The sequence below is a fragment of the Leptobacterium flavescens genome, assembly GCF_010671605.1.
Taxonomy (GTDB): Bacteria; Bacteroidota; Bacteroidia; order Flavobacteriales; family Flavobacteriaceae; genus Leptobacterium; species Leptobacterium flavescens.
In genome coordinates this window covers 15,007-33,514 of record NZ_JAABOO010000001.1, presented here as the reverse complement: position 1 = coordinate 33,514, position 18,508 = coordinate 15,007, and the positions used below count along the sequence as shown (strand labels likewise).

Here is an 18,508-nt window from a genome sequence, read left to right as displayed (position 1 = left end):
TTATTATGGAAACAACATATGGTAAAATATTTTTTCTGATTTTTATTTCCCTTATCGCAGTAGAGATCATCTGGTCCCTGCTAACAAAACGAGGGAGTTACAACTTTAAGGATTCTATATCCAATGTTGTAATAATTGTGGTTGGTAAACTGATCAAACCTTTATCACTGGCATGGGGTTTATTCCTGTTTAACTTGGTGGAACCCATTAAATTATTTGATATCCCCATCAACCTTTTTACCTTTTTCCTCACCTTTATGGTAGTAGAGCTGGTTTATTACTGGTACCATCGTCTGAGTCATGAGATCCCTTTCCTGTGGACCATACACCATACCCATCATTCGAGTATGTGGTTTAACCTTACCGCTGCCGGAAGATTGAACTGGGTAGGGAAATTTACAAGTGTATTCTTCTATGTCCCTATGGTAATCCTTGGGTTTTCACCCGGCCTGATCACTTTTTGTCTGGCTTTAAGCTTGCTGTATCAGTTCCTGCTGCATACCGAAGCTATCGGAAAGCTGGGATTCCTGGAAGGGAAGTTCTTTAATACGCCTTCAGCGCACAGGGTCCATCACGCATCCAATAAGCAATACCTGGACAAAAATTACGGGGGGATGCTGATTTTCTGGGATCGCATTTTCAAAACCTATGTACCGGAAACTGATAAGGTGAATTACGGTGTGACAACAGGCTTTATCGGACATAATCCTCTGGTGATCATTTTTAAACCCATGATCGATTATTTCAAACAATTATTTTCAAAACAAAAGACAAAAAAAGCATTATGAAAAAAATACAACTGATTTTTAAGACCCTGATACTTCTGGTTTTCGGATTTTCCGGAGCAGCACAGAATAATATAGAGATAGCAACAGATAAAAAACAGATCGCTATAAATGAAAACGTTCTCGAAAGAGATATAAAAGAACTGGAATTATTTAAGTCCAATAGTCTGGCACTGCAAACCTCTGTCGGGGTTAAAGACCTAGGAGCAGCAGTAAAGTACAGAAACATCCTGCTGGCCAGTATGAAAAGGGAGATAGGACAAGGCGAAGTAAAGGTTGCACGGGCAAAAGCCGAAGTGGCACAGAGTTCCAGAGAGGTAAAGACCGATAGAAGGGAAAAGAGAAGGAACAGAAGACAATATACAGGTAGTTCTGATGACAATAAAGACATTGTTCGCGACAGGGTCAATACCCGGGATGACAGGAGAGACAGAAGAGATGATGTTGCAGATCTGGAAGAACTGGAGCTGAGGTTGATGAATCAGAGAGTACTCTATGAAAAGATGAGTAAAGTAACGTTTGCCTCTGCCGATCAGATAGATATACGCTATGTGAATAAAGAGCTTATTAAAAAATTCATAGCTACTATGGAAGCCGATGTAAAAGAAACCCGCGAAGAACTCAAGGAAGACAGAAGAGAACTTAGAGAAGATAAGAGAGAACGCAGGGATGACAGACGGGAAAGAAGAGAAAAATATTGACAAAAGTGTTTATTGATGGTTTGTTTATGACTTGGAGTTTTTGGGCCCCTCAACAGAGGGGCTTTTTTTATGGTAAAAGCTGAAGGCGTTTCACTTTTAAAAAAGGACGTTTCACTCTGTTTTCTCCCATTAACAGTGGCATTGAAGCTACTTTTGAAGAGAATTAAAAATTTAAAAAGATGAAAGTAAAAACCAAATGCAACAAAGAAAAAATTAGCGGATCTGTATGCAGTAATTCATGTCAAAATAAACATGTGTGTCCTGCTCAAAAAACAGAAATAACAGAATAGAACAGTACAAAGACTTAATTAATTTGATTGGTAGTCAGATGCACCCTTCCGCTTAACAAAATTAACAGGGAGGGTGCTTAAACAAAATGAAAAAAAATTAAAACTAAAGACAAATGAAAAGAATAGGATTATTATTTACAGCAATTTTAAGTGTATTAACAACTTCATGTGATACGAACGACGATGAAGTGGTTGTGGTGGTTATTTCTGAAGAAAGAGCTGCAGAGATCATAGCTTCCTCTCTGGCGTATAACACTTACGGACTTGCTTCGGTTGTTAATTATGTTAGCAATGAGATCTCACAGGAACTGGAATGTGGAGAGCAGGGAGAAAATAACGGGACAAATACATTTTCGTCCTCTTTCGTTCAATACACATATACTTTTGACGAGACTTTTTCAAGAACATGTACGGATACCGAACAGGTAAATTACGATTTTACTGCCCTTCAGGATATCGATGCTTTTTATTTTGCCTCCAGGCAGGATGTAGAAGGCGGATTTGTGGTAACGGGACTAGAGGAGAGTGCACCCAGCGAACTCTTTAACGGGAATTATCAGAGAGAAGGCGATTGGTTCTCCAAAGTTTTTGAAGATAGCCTGGATGTGCTTTTAAACATAAACTTTAATGAGCTTAACGTAAGCAAAGATACCTACTTCATCACATCGGGGATATCTGATTTCAGCCTGGATGTTGATTATAGCGAAACGGATGAGAGCACATCCTTCAGAGGTACAGTTACTTTCCTCAATGAAGATGAAGCCAGAATAGATTTTGAAAATGGTGATTCCTTTTTGCTGAACCTTAATGACGGATCCATTCAGAGGATCTAGGGTTAAATGCTTTTTTTAAGACACCTCCGTAAGGGGGTGTTTTTTTTTATCATTCAATTCAAAGCGGGTTTTGCAATCTTGTTGCATCAAAAAATAAATTACCTTTGTAAGGTGAAGATACTGGCAGTTATATTGTCTTTTTATTTTCTGGGCCTGAATTTTATGCCCTGTTCCGATGCGTTGGAAAACGAAAAGGATGCAACAGAATTTGTGTCGCAGACAGATGCAGATCATGATCATGATCATGACGGAGATTCAGAAGAATTGTGCTCTCCTTTTTGTCAATGCCATTGCTGCCACGCACATGTTACTTCAGATTTAAAAACTTACGATATTTTCAATCCGCTTATTCCCAATGTAATTATCTCGAAATTCGATAATGGCGGAAAAGAATTTTTACCTTCTTTCTTTCAGCCTCCCCGCCTTTAATTCGGTCATATACGTTTTCTGAACCGGCACTTTCTTTGGCCGGTCATATTTCAGTTTGTTAAACCGAATTAAAATTATTCCTATGATTAATAAGCTTATTGATTTCTCGATCAATAATAAATTTATTATCGGGTTATTTACACTGGCACTTATACTGGCCGGCATCTGGAGTGTGGGCAAAGTTCCCATAGATGCAGTTCCCGATATTACCAATAACCAGGTACAGGTAATTACACAAGCACCTAACCTGGGAACAGAAGATATAGAACAGTTTGTTACCTATCCTGTAGAGATCGCTATGAGCAACCTGCCTGATGTACAGGAAATACGCTCTATTTCACGCTTCGGCCTGTCTGTGGTTACCATTGTTTTTAAAGATGATGTAGGGACCTATCTGCCAAGACAACTTGTAGCTGAAAAACTTACGGAGATCCGATCGGATATCCCCGAAGGTTTCGGAGAGCCATCCATGGGACCTATCTCTACCGGACTGGGAGAGATCTATCAGTATACCCTGGAAGTTTCAGAAGAGTACAAAGGCAAATACTCTATAACCGATCTGCGATCTGTTCAGGACTGGATCATACGCCGCCAAATGGCAATGGTTCCCGGAGTGGTTGAAGTAAATGCTTTTGGAGGGGGAATGAAACAATACGAGGTTGCCGTAAACCCTGGTCAGTTAAAGACCATGGGACTCACTATCAGTGATGTTTTTACCGCCCTGGAGAACAACAATCAGAATACGGGTGGAGCCTATATTGAGAAAAACCATCAGGCCAATTTTATAAGAAGTGAAGGTCTGGCGAGGAGCCTGGAAGATATTGAGAATACAGTGATTAAAAATATCAACGGGCTTCCGGTAAAAATAAAAGATATAGCCAAAGTAGGAACGGGTACTGCCGTTCGCTACGGTGCACTTACCAAAGACGGGAAGGGAGAAGCTGTTGGAGGTATGATCCTTATGCTTAAAGGCGCCAATTCCGATGCGGTTATTGCAAAGGTGAGTGAGCGCATGGAGCAGATTCAGAAATCCCTGCCGGAAGGAATAGTTATCAAACCTTTTTTAGATCGTAGTCAGCTAATTGCCAGTACCACAGGAACAGTAAAAGGAAACCTAATGGAAGGAGGCCTGATCGTTATTTTTGTACTTGTACTCCTGTTGGGGAACTGGAGAGGAGGCCTGATAGTAGCTTCTACCATTCCGCTTTCTCTTTTGTTCGCCTTTATCCTGATGAATGTCTTTGATGTATGGGCCAATCTGATGTCGCTCGGAGCTATCGATTTCGGGATCATTGTAGACGGCGCTGTGATCATCGTGGAAGGCACGGTCTTTCTTCTGTATTCAAAAATGAACAGGAATGCGGAGATCTCCCGCGGAGAAAGGGACAAACTTACATCCACTGCATCCAAAAAAATGATGAACTCTGCATTTTTCGGTCAGTTGATCATCCTGATCGTATTCCTGCCCATTCTGGCTTTGGAAGGGGTAGAGGGTAAGATGTTCAAGCCTATGGCTCTCACCTTTATTTTTGCCATGCTTGGCGCCATGATCCTTTGTCTTACTTACGTACCGATGGTATCGGCTTTATTCCTGAAAGTTTCAAGAAATAAAAAGAATAGCTGGGGAGACCGCTTTGTCGGCTGGGTAGAGAACAAATACGAGTCAGCCCTGAAAAAAGCACTTAAAAGAACAAAGTGGATAGTGGGTGCTACCGTTGCAATCCTGGCCATTGCAGCTTTTGCTTTTAGCAGGATGGGAGGAGAGTTTATCCCTCAGTTGGATGAAGGAGATCTGGCTTTCCATGCTATTTTAAAACCGGGAAGTTCACTTTCCGAGACCATAGAGACCACCACAAAGATCGAGCAGCTGGTAAAAGCCGAATTCCCGGAAGCAGAGAGTGTCGTTAGCCGTATTGGTGTTGCCGATGTTCCTACCGATCCTATGCCTATGGACATTGCCGACATTTTTGTGATCCTCAAACCGGTTTCCGAATGGACATCGGCTGGGAGTAAAGAGGAATTGGTTGAGAAGATGAAGAATACCATAAGTATTATTCCCGGAGTAAATTATGAGTTTACCCAACCTATAGAAATGAGGTTTAACGAATTGCTCACCGGTGTGAGGGAAGATGTAGCGGTCAAGCTTTTTGGGGAAGATCTGGATACCCTGGCTGCCAAAGCAGAGGAAATGGGAAAGATCATTTCTACTGTCGATGGGGTTGCGGACTTTAAGGTGGAAGCCTTAGCGGGTTTGCCACAGATCACCGTGGCTTATGACAGAAATAAACTGGCACAATACGGTTTGGAGATCAGTAATTTAAACATGCTTATCCAGTCGGCATTTGCAGGAGGAAAAGCAGGAGTGATCTTTGAAGGAGAGAAACGTTATGATCTGGTCGTTCGTCTCGATAAGAACTACAGGAGCGATATAGATGACCTCCGGAGCCTTTTTGTTAACCTTCCGAACGGGGCACAGATCCCTATGCGCGAGCTTGCAGATATCAGTTATAAATCGGGGCCCATACAGATAAGCCGGGATAATACGAACAGGAGAACCTATGTAGGGATCAATATCCGGGGAAGGGATGTAAAATCCGTGGTGGAAGAAATAGAGGAGAAACTGGATGCTCAGTTAGAACTTCCTCCCGGTTACTATATCAGGTACGGAGGGGCGTTCGAAAACCTGCAACGGGCCGGTAATAAGTTAAAAACGGTAGTTCCGATCGCCCTCGTGCTGATCTTTATACTGATCTTCTTTGCGTTGCGGTCGTTTTCTCAAACCCTGATGATCTATATGGCTATACCCCTGGCGGCCATAGGTGGGGTTTTTGCCCTCTGGCTAAGAGGAATGCCCTTTAGCATCTCGGCAGGAGTAGGGTTTATAGTGCTGTTTGGGGTTGCTGTCCTCAATGGCCTGGTTATGATCAGCGGCCTGAATGAATTAAAGGAAGAAGGGGAGCTCAACCTGAAAGAAAGGATCATGCAGGGAACCAAAAGAAGGATACGTCCTATTATGCTAACGGCATTTACCGATATCCTGGGCTTCCTTCCGATGGCCGTTTCGGCTTCAGCCGGAGCAGAAGTTCAGCGTCCGCTGGCTACAGTAGTTATAGGTGGTTTGATTACTTCTACTTTACTAACCCTTTTTATTTTGCCTATGCTGTATAAATGGGTAGAGCAAAGTAACTTCAGCTTTAAGCTAAATAAAAAAGCTGTGGTTACCGCTGCAGCAGGATGCTTTTTATTACTCCCTTTAAAAACAACGGCTCAGGAACAGGATAGCCTTCCGAAATTAAGCCTGTCAAAAATGGTTGAGCTGTCCAGAGAGAGTTACCCATTATTAAAAGCAAAGCAACTGGAACTTGAGCAGCAGAAGACGCTAAAAAGATCGGCATGGGACCTCGGGCAGACAAGGATATTTACCGGAGGTGAGGAGATAGGAGGAGGCGATGAGGTCTATACGACCATCGGCCTGCAACAGCAAAATATTGCCGTGTTCAGTGTTTCCCCGAGACTCAAATTGCAAGCAGAACGGATACGACTGGCAGAAAAAGCCCTGGAACTCTCCGGACTGGAGCTGGAGAAAGAAGTGAAGAAAGCCTGGATAGCCGTATTTAGCGCAAAGCGAAAACTCCTGCTTTACCGGAAACTGGATTCCACTTATCTCAAACTGGAAAGAGCTATTGAGCTCAACTATGAGACGGAAGCTATTTCAAGGCTGGAATTTTCTTCAGCAAAAAACCAGGTAATAAAGAACAGGATCCGTCTGGATCAGGCTAACAGCGATTATATCATTGCCCTGCAGAAACTCAATGCCTGGTTGGTTTCTGATGAGTTTTATACTGTGGAAGACAATCTTGATCCGGCAGCTTTGGTAGCTTCAGATGCGATAGCACCGGAAGATCATCCGGCCATGGCCCTTTCTCAGTTGCAAATAAGCGAAGCAGAAGCCGATTATAAACTTGCCAGGGCAAATCTTCTTCCAAAACTTAATTTACAGGGAGGGCTGCAAAGAGTTAGCGGCAATAATAGTTTGTACACCTATCAACTGGGGGTTTCCGTACCTTTATTTTCGGGTTCGGTTAAAGGAAAAGCTCGAACCGCCAAACTGAAAAGAGATATAGCAAAGGAAAATGCAGTGTATAACGGAATACAATTCCGGTCTGAATACCAACAGTTATATCAACGTTATTTAAAGTGGCAAAAGGCATGGCAGTTCTATGAGAATGAAGCCTTGCCCTTATCGAGAGAACAACAAAAAGGCGCCTTACTGGCTTATAGAGAAGGTGCGGTGAATTACACCACTTTTAATCAGATACTACGGGATGCCGTCCAAACCGAGTTAAATGCGATCGATGCTTTAAACAGTTATACGGCTTCCTTGTTCGAATTACAATTTTACAATCCTAAAATCTAAAAGAAATCAGATGAAACCCATATATAGCACATTTATATTCATTCTTTTCTCTATCACATTTTATTCCTGTGATAAGGCGAAGGCAGAGAAAAAAGAAGAGAGTTCCAATGTAGTCGCAAATACCGAAAACAAAACCGGGAAAGCTCATGCAAACCAGGAAGCCCTTCTGAGCCCGCAGCAATTCGAGGCTTTGAATATCAAGGCTGATACCCTGGCCAAACGCAGTATGACCTTTTATGTGGAAGCTAACGGGCAACTGGAAGTACCTCCGCAGAACGAAGCTACCGTAACAACTTCCATGGGAGCAAATGTGGTTGCCATAGAGGTAATTGAAGGTGATGAAATAAAAAAAGAGCAATTACTGGGGTATATTTCTCATCCCGATATAATTAAACTGCAAACCGATTACCTGAATGCGTATAATAATGGTATCTTTCTGGAAAAAGAGTACAGGAGGCAGAAAAAGCTGTTTGAAGGTGGCGTGGGCTCCGGAATGAATTATCAGAAGGCAGAAGCGCAGTATAAAGCATCCAGGGGATTGATCGACGGATTAAAAGCACAATTGAGGCTGATAAATTTAAACCCTTCAAAAGTACAGGCGGGAACGATTTTTCAGCGAGCAGCGATCTTCAGCCCTATAGAAGGTTTTGTACAAAAAGTGAAAGTGAGGATAGGGCAATATGTAGAGCCTCAAACCGATCTTTTTGAGATTGTTGACACCGATCATATCCATGCAGATCTTATGATATATGAAAAAGATGTACATCGGGTAATGAAAGGGCAGAGCGTGAGTTTTTCGGTTCAGTCAGTTCCGGGAATGGAACTGAACGCCAAAATAATATCGGTAGGGAAAACCTTTGAAGAGGCCAACAAAGCAGTACATGTTCATGCAGAGATCACCAATAAACAGGAAGGTTTGATCCCCGGAATGTATGTTGAGGGTAAAATAGCCACTTCAGGGGAAGAGAACATTGCCTTACCTGAAGATGCTCTGGTGGAGGAAAACGGAAAACTATATGCATTCAGCGTAAAGAAGGAAGGAGATAAGTGGAGTTTTGTACCCAGAGAGGTGATTAGAGGTGCCCAGGAAGGTAAATGGATAAGCGTTAACTTTGTAGATCCTCCAAAGCAAGGAATGAAATTTGCTTATAACAATGCATACTATCTGATGGCGGAAATGAAAAAGGGAGATGCCGAACACAGTCATTAATACTATGGAAGAAATAGAAGAAATACTGGAAGAAAGAGGGGTACGCCCCACTACTATGCGATTACTGATCTATAAATTCCTGTCGGAAAAGCGGGTTGCACTCAGCCTGAAGGACCTGGAAAACAAATTTGACAGATCGGACAGGACCACTTTGTTCAGGACATTAAAAACTTTTGAAGACAAGGGAATTGTACATCAGATCGATGACGGCTCCGGTGTAAATAAATACGCTGTTTGCGCACTGGAATGTAATTGCGAGATAGAAAATGATCTTCATCTTCATTTTCACTGTAACACTTGTAATGAAACCACTTGTCTGACCGATCATAAGATCCCGCAGATAAGCCTTCCGGCAGGTTATTCGGCAGAAAATGTCAATCTGGTAGTGAAAGGAGTCTGTGAGAAATGCAGCTAAAAAGAATGCACTTCTGTTGCATCTCATTTTCGGCTAATTTCGAAGAAAAAGTATTAGATGGGTTCACTTACGCATGATCATTCGGGAGAAAGAGGAAGTAGCAGCTTTAATCTGAAGCCCTATTTCCCGGCGATAATCAGTTTTATAATGCTGCTTATCGGAATTGTCATAGATTATTCAGGTAGCTTCACCTGGTTTGAAGGATGGCTGCGTTTAGGCTGGTATAGCCTGGCTTATATACCCGTAGGTCTCCCGGTAGTTAAACAGGGTTTAAAACTTATCCTGAAGGGGGATGTCTTTACAGAGTTTTTCCTCATGAGTATTGCTACTATCGGAGCTTTTATCCTTGGTGAATACCCCGAAGGAGTGGCGGTGATGCTTTTTTATGCAGTTGGAGAATTATTTCAATCCGCAGCTGTCAAAAAGGCTAAAAGCAATATTACTGCTCTACTTGATCTGCAATCGAGGACGGCTTCTGTTCTCAGGGATGGAGATTACCAAACTGTACATCCTGAAACCGTTCTGGTGGGAGAGAAGATACAGGTAAGGGTTGGAGAAAAGATCCCTCTGGACAGTGTACTCTTATCGGAAAAAGCTGTACTGAACACGGCAGCTATAACAGGTGAAAGTAAACCCGACACGGTAAAACAGGCAGAAAAAGTTTATGCGGGGAGTATAAACCTGGATGCGGTAATCCAATTAGAGGTTGTCAGGGAATACAAAGACAGTTCCATTGCCAGGATACTTAATATGGTACAGCACGCCACAACCCGTAAGTCCAAAACCGAACTTTTTATCAGGAAATTTGCGAGGATCTATACCCCGGTGGTTACTTTTCTCGCCATTGGCCTGACATTCCTTCCGTATTTCTTTGTGGAGGACTATAATTTTCAGCAGTGGTTTTACAGGGCACTTATCTTCCTGGTTATTTCCTGTCCCTGTGCCCTGGTTATTTCCATACCTCTTGGATATTTCGGTGGATTGGGAGCAGCTTCGGCAAACGGACTTCTGTTTAAAGGAGCATCTTTTCTGGATAAGATCACCAAAGTAAATACCCTGGTGCTGGATAAGACAGGAACCATCACAAAAGGTGTTTTTAAGATAAAGGAGATACAAACAACTTCTATGACAGAGGATGAACTGATGCGATATGTCCTGGCTATAGAGGAGCAATCCACTCACCCCATAGCCAAAGCTTTGCTTGAATATAAAACTAAGGAAGCTATTTATGAGGCCACGGGAGTCTCTGAGATTGCAGGGAAAGGTTTGAAGGGACAGGTTAACGGAAAGGAAGTACTTCTGGGAAACAGGGCTTTGATGGAGAGTTATAGTATTTCCCTTCCCGAAGCGACCAAAGCTATTGTAGAGACGGTAGTTTTTGCTGCTGTGGAGAATAATTTTGCCGGTTATATTGTTGTAGCCGATGAATTGAAAGACAATATAAAAGAAGGGATCCGCGATATCCGGAAAGCCGGGATCAAAGAAGTAGTTATGTTGTCGGGAGATAAACAGGCTATTACTACAAGGGTAGGAGAAGAGCTAGGCCTGGAAGGTGCGATAGGCGGATTAATGCCGGAAGACAAATTAAGGCATGTTGAAGATATTAAAAAAGACAGCTCCAGGGTGGTTGCATTTATAGGTGATGGAATTAATGATGCACCGGTTTTGGCCGTCAGTGATATCGGAATTGCAATGGGGGACCTGGGAAGCGATGTGGCAATAGAGACTGCCGATGTGATCCTTCAGAACGGACAGCCGGCAAAGATCGCAAAAGCTATGACCATAGGAAGATCTACCCGGAATATCGTATGGCAGAATATCGGCCTGGCTTTTGGTATTAAACTTATTGTTCTGATTCTGGGAGCCGGCGGACTTGCTACCATGTGGGAAGCGGTATTTGCTGATGTAGGTGTGGCCTTGCTGGCAATCCTTAATGCTGTGCGTTTACAGAAGATGTATATCGGATAGATCAGTCAATAAGAATATCATATTTTCCTAACAAACCTATGATCCCTTCTTTGGAAAAACGGGTCTTCTTTAAAAGATTGATATCCGGGTCCAGAGTGTAATTATAAGAGGTACGAAGGTCAGCTTTTTCCAAAACGGTATTTTCGAAGAGAGTTCTTTCCATATTGCAGTTGTCGAATAAGACTCCCGTAAGATTGGCTTCCGTAAAATCGGTATCCTGTAAACTACAGTTTTTAAAAGGTGTATTCTTTAAGTTAATTTGATAAAAGGAAGCCATATTAAGGATACAATCGTTAAACTTAACAGCTAAAAGCATCTTGTTACAATCTTCAAAGCGAAGCCCCAGCAGCTTGCAATTGTAGAATTCAACCTCTCTGAAAGCGGTATCTTTTATAGGCGAATTACTGAGGTCGCAATCCTTGAATTCGCAGTTGATAAAGTTGATATGGGACAGATCGGTTTGTGAAAAAATACAATTCTCAAAAATACAATTGTCGTAATCTCCTTTTTTTAACGGTGTTTCCAAAAAATTGATCCCGTTAAATTCTTCGTCTGCTATAAATACATCGCTCATGGTCTGTGTTTTAGTTCCGGGAACAATATTAAACAGAATTTTTCTTTTGTATTTGACATTTATTGCGATCCTATAAAAACAAGCTTTCTATATGCGCTTAGTAGGATTTTACGTATTTTTACATCCTCAAATAAACTTAATCGAAAAATATGCTTAAAAAACTACTTCTTATTCTTTGTTTCCTGGCTTTTAAAATACAGGCGCAGGAAAAACCCATCCGTATTGTTGAAGAAAAAAAAGCGAATAAAGTTTCTTTTTACGCCTTTAATGAAAGTTACACGGATTATGACGTAAAGCTGGTTATTACCGGATCAAATATCAAGCAGAGTCAGGCAAAGCCCAGATTTGTACGGGTACCCGCCACCTCCAAGGTACTGATAAAGAATATATTTTTGCTGAGAGGGAAAACACCTTCCTATAAATATCAGCTTGAAATAAATGACAGTCTTTCAAAAAGGGCTTTGAAGCGGCCTTTTACCCTGATAAAAGTCCCTCCTAAAAAAATAAAGCCCAGGAAACCAATTGTTGTTTATGTAACCAACAATTGCGCCAGCTGCGACAGTATTGTGGGCAAACTTACAGCTGCCAACTACATTTTTACATCTCATAAACTTAAGGAAAACCCTGAGATCCAAAAGCAGCTGGAGAGAATACTGGCAAAGCCGGAATCTGCGCTGGATTCTGTAAATACTCCTATCCTGAATATAGGCGGACGTATCTATACCTGGATCGAAAAGTACGAACAGGTATTGGAAGAGCTTGATAAGGAATAGGTTTTTAGCCATTAGCCATTAACTTTTAGTTATTAGCTTGAAACCTGGAATTTGGTACTCCTTCGTTCACTTTGGAGCACCTAAGTGATTATTTGATTTGTCATCTCGAGCGCAGTCGAGAGGTGAAATTTAGAATTTGCTCATTGCTAATTGAAATGTTTAAATAGGTTAAATAAGAAGGAAATGATTCCGGATATAAGTAAATTGCGTCTGGAAACAAGCACGCAAGATGACAATAAAACCAAATAATCAACACCGGTTAATTCGTTTCTTCACATTTCTGGCTATACTAATAAGTTCCTGTAATACTAAAAGTAATACGAGTCAGGAGACCCTGACCGTACAGGTTGAGGATAAGATTCAACCGGTAAAGAAGCAAGTCGACTCTACACAATTATTAAAATTCACCAGTGGAATTCGCTCAATTTTAGAGGATAGTAAGGGTAATATCTGGTTTGGAAGTCATCAGGAAGGTGCTGCTTCCATCAATGATGGAGCAATCACTTATTACGATAAAGAAAACGGACTTAGTGACAAACAGGTCCGATCGATCTATGAAGCTAAAGACGGTGTGATCTGGTTTGAAGCCGGGAGAGGCTTGAGCAGTTATGACGGGCAAAAAATATCTACTCACACAGAAAGAAATTACAATTCAAAAGACGATTGGAAAATAGGTGATGGAGATCTCTGGTTTAAGGGAGATAAAATAAACGGTCACAATGAGCTTGAAGGGCATCCTGGAGTATTTCAATATGACGGGAAAGAATTCTCATATCGTACATTTCCTATTACGTTAAAAGAAGGAGAGGAGAATTACTATTCTATTACAACACCTTTCGTCAGAAGTAAGAACGGCTCCGTTTGGTTTGGAACTTACGGAGCGGCTATCAGATATGACGGTTCCGACTTCACGATCATTGATAATGAATACCTCGGGTTAAATAAAGAAACGGGTTTGCTGCATATCCGTGGTATAATGGAAGATAGCAAAGGAAATCTTTGGATTGCCAATAACGGGATTGGCGTTTTTAAATACGATGGAGAAAAGATCATCTATTTTACAGCACAGCAAAAACTGAAAAAAGAAGACACCAACGGCAATTCTCTGGAAAGGGTCTTTTCTGTAGGAGAGGATGCTTCAGGGAATATTTGGTTTGGAACGGTCAAATCCGGTGTGTGGAGATATGACGGCAACTCTCTAACAAATTTTACCGAAAAGGACGGACTCCCAAGTAAACAGATCTGGACAATTTACAGAAGCAAACAAGGAGAACTGTGGTTCGGTGGAGCAAACCCAAGTGGGGTATATAAGTTTAACGGAACTTCTTTTGAGCGAACATACTAAATAGGACTTTGAAATGAGGAGTGTATTAATTTTATTGGCGATTCTATATTTAGGAAAAGTTTCCGGTCAATCCCGATTAGATTCTCTTAAAACAAAATCCGTTGATTATCTCTTTGAAAAATATGAGAACTCGAATGAACTCCATAAAAAGGAAATTTATATTGATGCGATAATTGAAAATTCAAGAAGAAAAGGTGATACTAGATATCTACGAACAGGTTATTATTTAAAATCATATATCTATGAGGATGATAGGGTTTTAAAATATTCAGATAGCGTGATTCAATTAACAAAAGATAACCCGGACAAATATTATCCCGCCGCATCATATATTAATAAAGGAATACATTATTATAATATAAGAGCTTTTCAGAAGGCTCTTGATAATATTATTATTGCTCAAAATTATGCTAAAGATTATTACAATCCGTCATTCTTATTTAAAACAAACTACCACATAGGTATTTTAAAAACAAGAATGGGAGAATATGAGGAAGCTTTAGAGCTTCTTAGAGAAAATTATCAATATAGTAAGGAAAATCCAGTACCTAATGCAGATGAACTTGAAGCCATTTTTTCCATAGCAATTTTATATAATGAATTGAAAATTTTAGACTCTGCAGCCTATTATAATCGGCTTGGCTCAGCGAAGTCAAAAGAATATCTTAATGAAATTAAGATAAATCATTTTAAGCTTAATCAAGGTATTACAGATTTTTATTTAGAAAAACACACTAAAGCCCTGGATAGTATTGGTCAGGTTATTCCAAAATTAATAGAGTTTGATGATAAACCGAATTTGGCGGTAGCATATTTTTACATGTCGCTTATTTACGAGAAAACAGGTGATACTGAACAGATGATAGCCAGTTTGGAAAATGTAGATAAAGTATTTACAGAAAACAATGATGTTCTTCCTAAAATAAGAAAGGCGTACGAAATGCTCATTAATTACTACAAAAAAAATAATGAATTGGAGTTACAGTTAAAGTATATAAAACAATTAATGGGTTTAGATAGCATTCTGCACTCAAATGAAATTTACATAAATAAAAATATTATCAAAGAATACGATATTCCTCAACTTATTTCCGAGAAAGAAAATATCATATCAAAACTTAAGGACGAAAAGAATCAATCCAAACTGGGCCTGGGTATTCTGGGAGGGTTTACCCTTTTATTAGGAGGAGTACTCTATTACTATGCTCAAAAACAAAAATCCTATAAAAGACGCTTTGCAGAAGTTTTTAATGATAATTCTGATCGAGCAAAAGAAAGAGTAGGAACTTCACAGGGTATCAAAGGGATTTCTCCGGAGGTGATTGTTGAGATTAGAGATGGTTTAGCGGAATTTGAGAACAAAAAAGGATTCCTGGATAGCACAATAACTCTGGGTAGCTTATCTAAAAAACTCGATACAAATTCCAATTATTTGTCTAAAGTCATTAATTTTCATAAGCAAAAAAATTTCAGTAATTATATCAATGATCTAAGAATTGAATATGCTATAAAACAATTAAAGATCAACTCACAATTAAGATTGTATTCTATTAAAGGTATTGCCCAGGAAGTTGGCTTTAACAGTGGAGAATCTTTTTCTAAGGCCTTTCATAAATATGCAGGAATATATCCTTCTTTCTTCTTAAAACAACTGAAGAAAGTCTCAAGCTAAAACTACTTAACAATCGTCAATCCAAAATCGTATATCGTACTTCTCGACGAGCCTGTATCGAGTGTAGTCGAGATGCTCGAAGTGACAGTTCTCTCACTTCTCAATACTCTATATTCAATACTAAATTACCTATTTTCCGACACAAAAAGTGCGATTAATGTGTAAATAGAACAAAATACATCAAATAACATAATTTTAAGACCTAATTATAATTAATTGTTAAAGGCATTGAATTATGGAATGATTAAGAAGTTAATATATAATTTGGCCCTTATTAAAAACGGTTATGAATATTTAAAAAATTAACATGAAACTTACAGTATTAACAATCTTTTTTTTAATTGGCTTTACAGTATCGGGTCAATCAGAAAAAGAACAAATTACAGAAACTCTTAATACCTATATTGAAGGGTTTACAAAAGGCAAGAGCGAGCTATTAAAAGAAGCATTTTACCCCGACTCTAATTTACATTTTACAGATACCAGAAATGGTGGTGATAAACTACGTGTAATTACAGGTAAAAACTTTATAAAAAATGCCAGGCCCAGAGAAGGTGCAACTGCACGTATAACTCAAATAGATTACGATACTAATGCTGCCATGGCAAGAATTGAAATTGTGATACCTAATCAGGTAACATATACGGATTTTCTTCTTTTATTAAAGTATGAAGGGTCATGGAAGATAATTCAAAAGGCTTTTACTGCAAAGCGCAATCCCTAAAACGATTAAAGGTATTTTAATCAAAAGAATTCCTCGAGGCTTTACCCTTCGAGGAATTCTTTTTTAAATATTTTCATGAATTCTTGTTTTACCAGCTGGCACTGAACTTGCCTAACGGCAGCCATGTACGTTATCGCGTCAATTTACTTCTCGACGAGCCGGTATCGAGCGCAAGTCGAGATACTCGAACCTACCTGTTGGCAGGCAGGGTGACCGCTCTCTCACTACTCAACACTAACCCCAATAGCTATCGAGACCAACAATCATGACAAGCAGTTTGCTTCGCGTATGCTCGCAAAGACAGGAAGGAGTAGAAACGTTGAATGATGGATATTGAAAATGTATCTTCAACTAACAACTAACAACTAACAACCTCTCACTACTCAATACTCTGTACTCAGTACTAATCCCGATAGCTATCGGGATCTACTTCCCTATACAAAAATTAGCAAAGATATTCCCCAGCAAATCGTCGGTACTGATCTCTCCGGTGATCTCTCCAAAATGGTAGAGTGCCTGCCGGATATCTATGGCTAACAGATCGCCTGAAAGGCCTGAGTCGAGTCCGAATTGTACTTTTTCGATCTCCTCAAGTGCTTTTAGCAGGGAATCGTAATGTCTGGCATTGGTTACGATGGTTTCGTTATTTCTTAGTGCTCCGGTATTGACAAAATCCAGTAGTTGAGCTTTTAGTTCTTCCACTCCCGTATTTTGTTTGGCCGACAGCATCAGGAAGTGATGCCTGGAAGTTTCTCCATCGCTTGCGATCGTACCAAAAACCTCCTGCATACCTTCCGATTGGGCCTGATCCAGCTTATCGGTTTTATTGGCAATGATCAGGATGGGCTTCTGAGGGAATTTATTCTGAAGCTTTTTGATCTCCACAAGAGCTGCCTGCTGTTTTTCAGTATCTCCGGCAACTGAGGAAGCATCAAACAGATAAATAACTACCTGTGCCTGTTCTATCTTTTCAAAAGTTTTCTTAATCCCTATGCTTTCCACCACATCTGTGGTATCCCGTATTCCGGCGGTATCTATAAAACGGAAACCTATCCCTCCTATATTGATCTCATCTTCTATAGCATCCCTGGTGGTTCCGGCTATATCCGATACGATGGCGCGTTCCTCATTCAAAAGTGCATTGAGTAGGGTAGACTTCCCAACATTAGGCTCCCCGACAATAGCCACGGGAATTCCGTTCTTGATAACATTTCCCACGGCAAAAGAATCGATCAGTCTTTTCAGGATATGCTGTATACGATTCAGAAGATCTTTAAACTGGCTGCGATCTGCAAATTCCACATCTTCCTCCGAAAAATCCAGTTCCAGTTCTATCAGTGATGCAAAGTTCAGCAGTTCATCTCTCAGATGTTTGATTTCGTTACTAAAACCGCCTCTCATTTGCTGCATAGCCAGCTGATGGGATGCTTCATTATCTGAAGCAATAAGATCGGCAACGGCTTCTGCCTGACTCAGGTCTATTTTACCATTCAGGAAGGCGCGAAGTGTAAATTCTCCGGGATTAGCTGTACGGCATCCGTTCCTGAGGAATAACTGAATGATCTCCTGTTGAATATAACTGGAACCATGGCAGGAGATCTCCACCACATTTTCACCTGTATAGGAATTGGGAGCTTTAAAGACAGATACCAGTACCTCGTCCAGGGTTCTTTCTCCTTCTACAATATGCCCCAGGTGAATAGTATGGCTCTTTTGCTTTTCCAGGTCCTTATTCCTAACCGATTTAAAAAAAGGAGCGGCCAGGGAAATAGCATCATTTCCTGAAATTCTCACTACGGCAATAGCACCTGCTCCCGACGGTGTTGCCAATGCTACTATATTGTCTTCAACGATCATTCAAACTCAATTTTGTGCAAAAATACATTAAAGTTGCAAGCAGTGTAACAAAGCTTTCGAAATTGCGTCTAATATACTGTAATTAATCAATCAAAAATCATGAGACAGGATAAACAACTTTTAGTAATAACACATTTAACTCAGTTACTGGATGTAATAACTGTACTGGGTGGGTTTATTGTACCGCTTATCCTCTGGTTAACGCAGAAAGACAGGATACATCAGATGGACGAGCATGGAAAATCGATCATTAATTTTCAGATCAGCATGTTTATTTATGCGATCGTCTGTATCCCGCTTATCTTTTTGTTCGGTTTGGGGATACTCGGACTCATTCTGATAGGGATCATCTGTTTTATATTCCCTATTATCAATGCAATTAAAGCGAGTAATGGCGAATCACCGTACTACCCGCTATCCATTAAAATCTTTTAAACTTAGATAGAAAAACGGTAAGTTTTCAGGCCATCCGAAAGGGTGGCTTTTTTATTGACTTTTGATCAAAAAGAACCATT

Annotated in this window: 15 protein-coding genes; 13 read left to right on the top strand and 2 right to left on the bottom strand. The window is 40.3% G+C overall.

Features of this window, described 5'->3' with window-relative positions:
- Nucleotides 1-5: 5 nt before the first annotated feature.
- From GWK08_RS00145 to GWK08_RS00110, 8 genes are all read left to right on the top strand, one after another.
- Nucleotides 6-788 carry a sterol desaturase family protein gene (locus GWK08_RS00145; RefSeq protein WP_163604875.1) on the top strand — a complete coding sequence of 261 codons (783 nt, stop codon included), beginning with the start codon at nucleotides 6-8 and terminating at the stop codon, nucleotides 786-788.
- Nucleotides 785-1,486 (top strand): hypothetical protein, encoded by a 702-nt coding sequence (locus GWK08_RS00140; protein ID WP_163604874.1) that lies wholly within the window; start codon nucleotides 785-787, stop codon nucleotides 1,484-1,486. The genes GWK08_RS00145 and GWK08_RS00140 overlap by 4 nt, the downstream gene beginning before the upstream one ends.
- A 403-nt stretch (nucleotides 1,487-1,889) precedes the next feature.
- A complete protein-coding gene (locus GWK08_RS00135; protein WP_163604873.1) occupies nucleotides 1,890-2,609 on the top strand; it encodes a hypothetical protein in 720 nt (239 codons plus the stop codon).
- Between the two features lie 111 nt (nucleotides 2,610-2,720).
- Complete coding sequence (locus GWK08_RS00130; RefSeq protein ID WP_163604872.1) at nucleotides 2,721-3,038, top strand: DUF6660 family protein; 318 nt, start codon at nucleotides 2,721-2,723, stop codon at nucleotides 3,036-3,038.
- Nucleotides 3,039-3,120: 82 nt separating this feature from the next.
- Nucleotides 3,121-7,455 carry a CusA/CzcA family heavy metal efflux RND transporter gene (locus GWK08_RS00125; protein ID WP_163604871.1) on the top strand — a complete coding sequence of 1,445 codons (4,335 nt, stop codon included), beginning with the start codon at nucleotides 3,121-3,123 and terminating at the stop codon, nucleotides 7,453-7,455.
- A gap of 10 nt (nucleotides 7,456-7,465) precedes the next feature.
- On the top strand, nucleotides 7,466-8,665 hold the full coding sequence (locus GWK08_RS00120; protein ID WP_163604870.1) for an efflux RND transporter periplasmic adaptor subunit: 1,200 nt from the start codon (nucleotides 7,466-7,468) through the stop codon (nucleotides 8,663-8,665).
- Between the two features lie 4 nt (nucleotides 8,666-8,669).
- Nucleotides 8,670-9,080, top strand: coding sequence for a Fur family transcriptional regulator (locus GWK08_RS00115; protein ID WP_163604869.1), 411 nt, complete (start codon nucleotides 8,670-8,672; stop codon nucleotides 9,078-9,080).
- Between the two features lie 57 nt (nucleotides 9,081-9,137).
- Nucleotides 9,138-11,048 (top strand): heavy metal translocating P-type ATPase, encoded by a 1,911-nt coding sequence (locus GWK08_RS00110; RefSeq protein WP_163604868.1) that lies wholly within the window; start codon nucleotides 9,138-9,140, stop codon nucleotides 11,046-11,048.
- Nucleotide 11,049: 1 nt separating this feature from the next.
- On the opposite strand, the gene GWK08_RS00105 is transcribed toward GWK08_RS00110, so the two are convergent.
- Nucleotides 11,050-11,622 carry a pentapeptide repeat-containing protein gene (locus tag GWK08_RS00105; RefSeq protein WP_163604867.1) on the bottom strand — a complete coding sequence of 191 codons (573 nt, stop codon included), beginning with the start codon at nucleotides 11,620-11,622 and terminating at the stop codon, nucleotides 11,050-11,052.
- Between the two features lie 149 nt (nucleotides 11,623-11,771).
- On the opposite strand from GWK08_RS00105, the gene GWK08_RS00100 reads away from it, so the two are divergent.
- The 4 genes from GWK08_RS00100 (at nucleotide 11,772) to GWK08_RS00085 (ending at nucleotide 16,136) form a co-directional block, all read left to right on the top strand.
- Nucleotides 11,772-12,395 carry a hypothetical protein gene (locus GWK08_RS00100; RefSeq protein WP_163604866.1) on the top strand — a complete coding sequence of 208 codons (624 nt, stop codon included), beginning with the start codon at nucleotides 11,772-11,774 and terminating at the stop codon, nucleotides 12,393-12,395.
- Between the two features lie 229 nt (nucleotides 12,396-12,624).
- Entirely contained in the window at nucleotides 12,625-13,740 is a 1,116-nt protein-coding gene (locus tag GWK08_RS00095) for a ligand-binding sensor domain-containing protein (RefSeq protein ID WP_163604865.1), read from the top strand.
- A 13-nt stretch (nucleotides 13,741-13,753) separates the two neighbouring features.
- Entirely contained in the window at nucleotides 13,754-15,412 is a 1,659-nt protein-coding gene (locus tag GWK08_RS00090; RefSeq protein WP_163604864.1) for a helix-turn-helix domain-containing protein, read from the top strand.
- A 307-nt stretch (nucleotides 15,413-15,719) separates the two neighbouring features.
- Complete coding sequence (locus GWK08_RS00085) at nucleotides 15,720-16,136, top strand: nuclear transport factor 2 family protein (protein WP_163604863.1); 417 nt, start codon at nucleotides 15,720-15,722, stop codon at nucleotides 16,134-16,136.
- Nucleotides 16,137-16,562: 426 nt separating this feature from the next.
- Here the strand turns inward: GWK08_RS00085 and mnmE are convergent, their stop codons facing one another.
- Nucleotides 16,563-17,993: a tRNA uridine-5-carboxymethylaminomethyl(34) synthesis GTPase MnmE gene (gene mnmE, locus GWK08_RS00080; RefSeq protein ID WP_163604862.1), complete on the bottom strand. Its 1,431-nt coding sequence runs from the start codon at nucleotides 17,991-17,993 to the stop codon at nucleotides 16,563-16,565.
- 99 nt (nucleotides 17,994-18,092) lie between these two features.
- On the opposite strand from mnmE, the gene GWK08_RS00075 reads away from it, so the two are divergent.
- Entirely contained in the window at nucleotides 18,093-18,428 is a 336-nt protein-coding gene (locus GWK08_RS00075; protein WP_163604861.1) for a DUF4870 domain-containing protein, read from the top strand.
- Nucleotides 18,429-18,508: the final 80 nt, after the last annotated feature.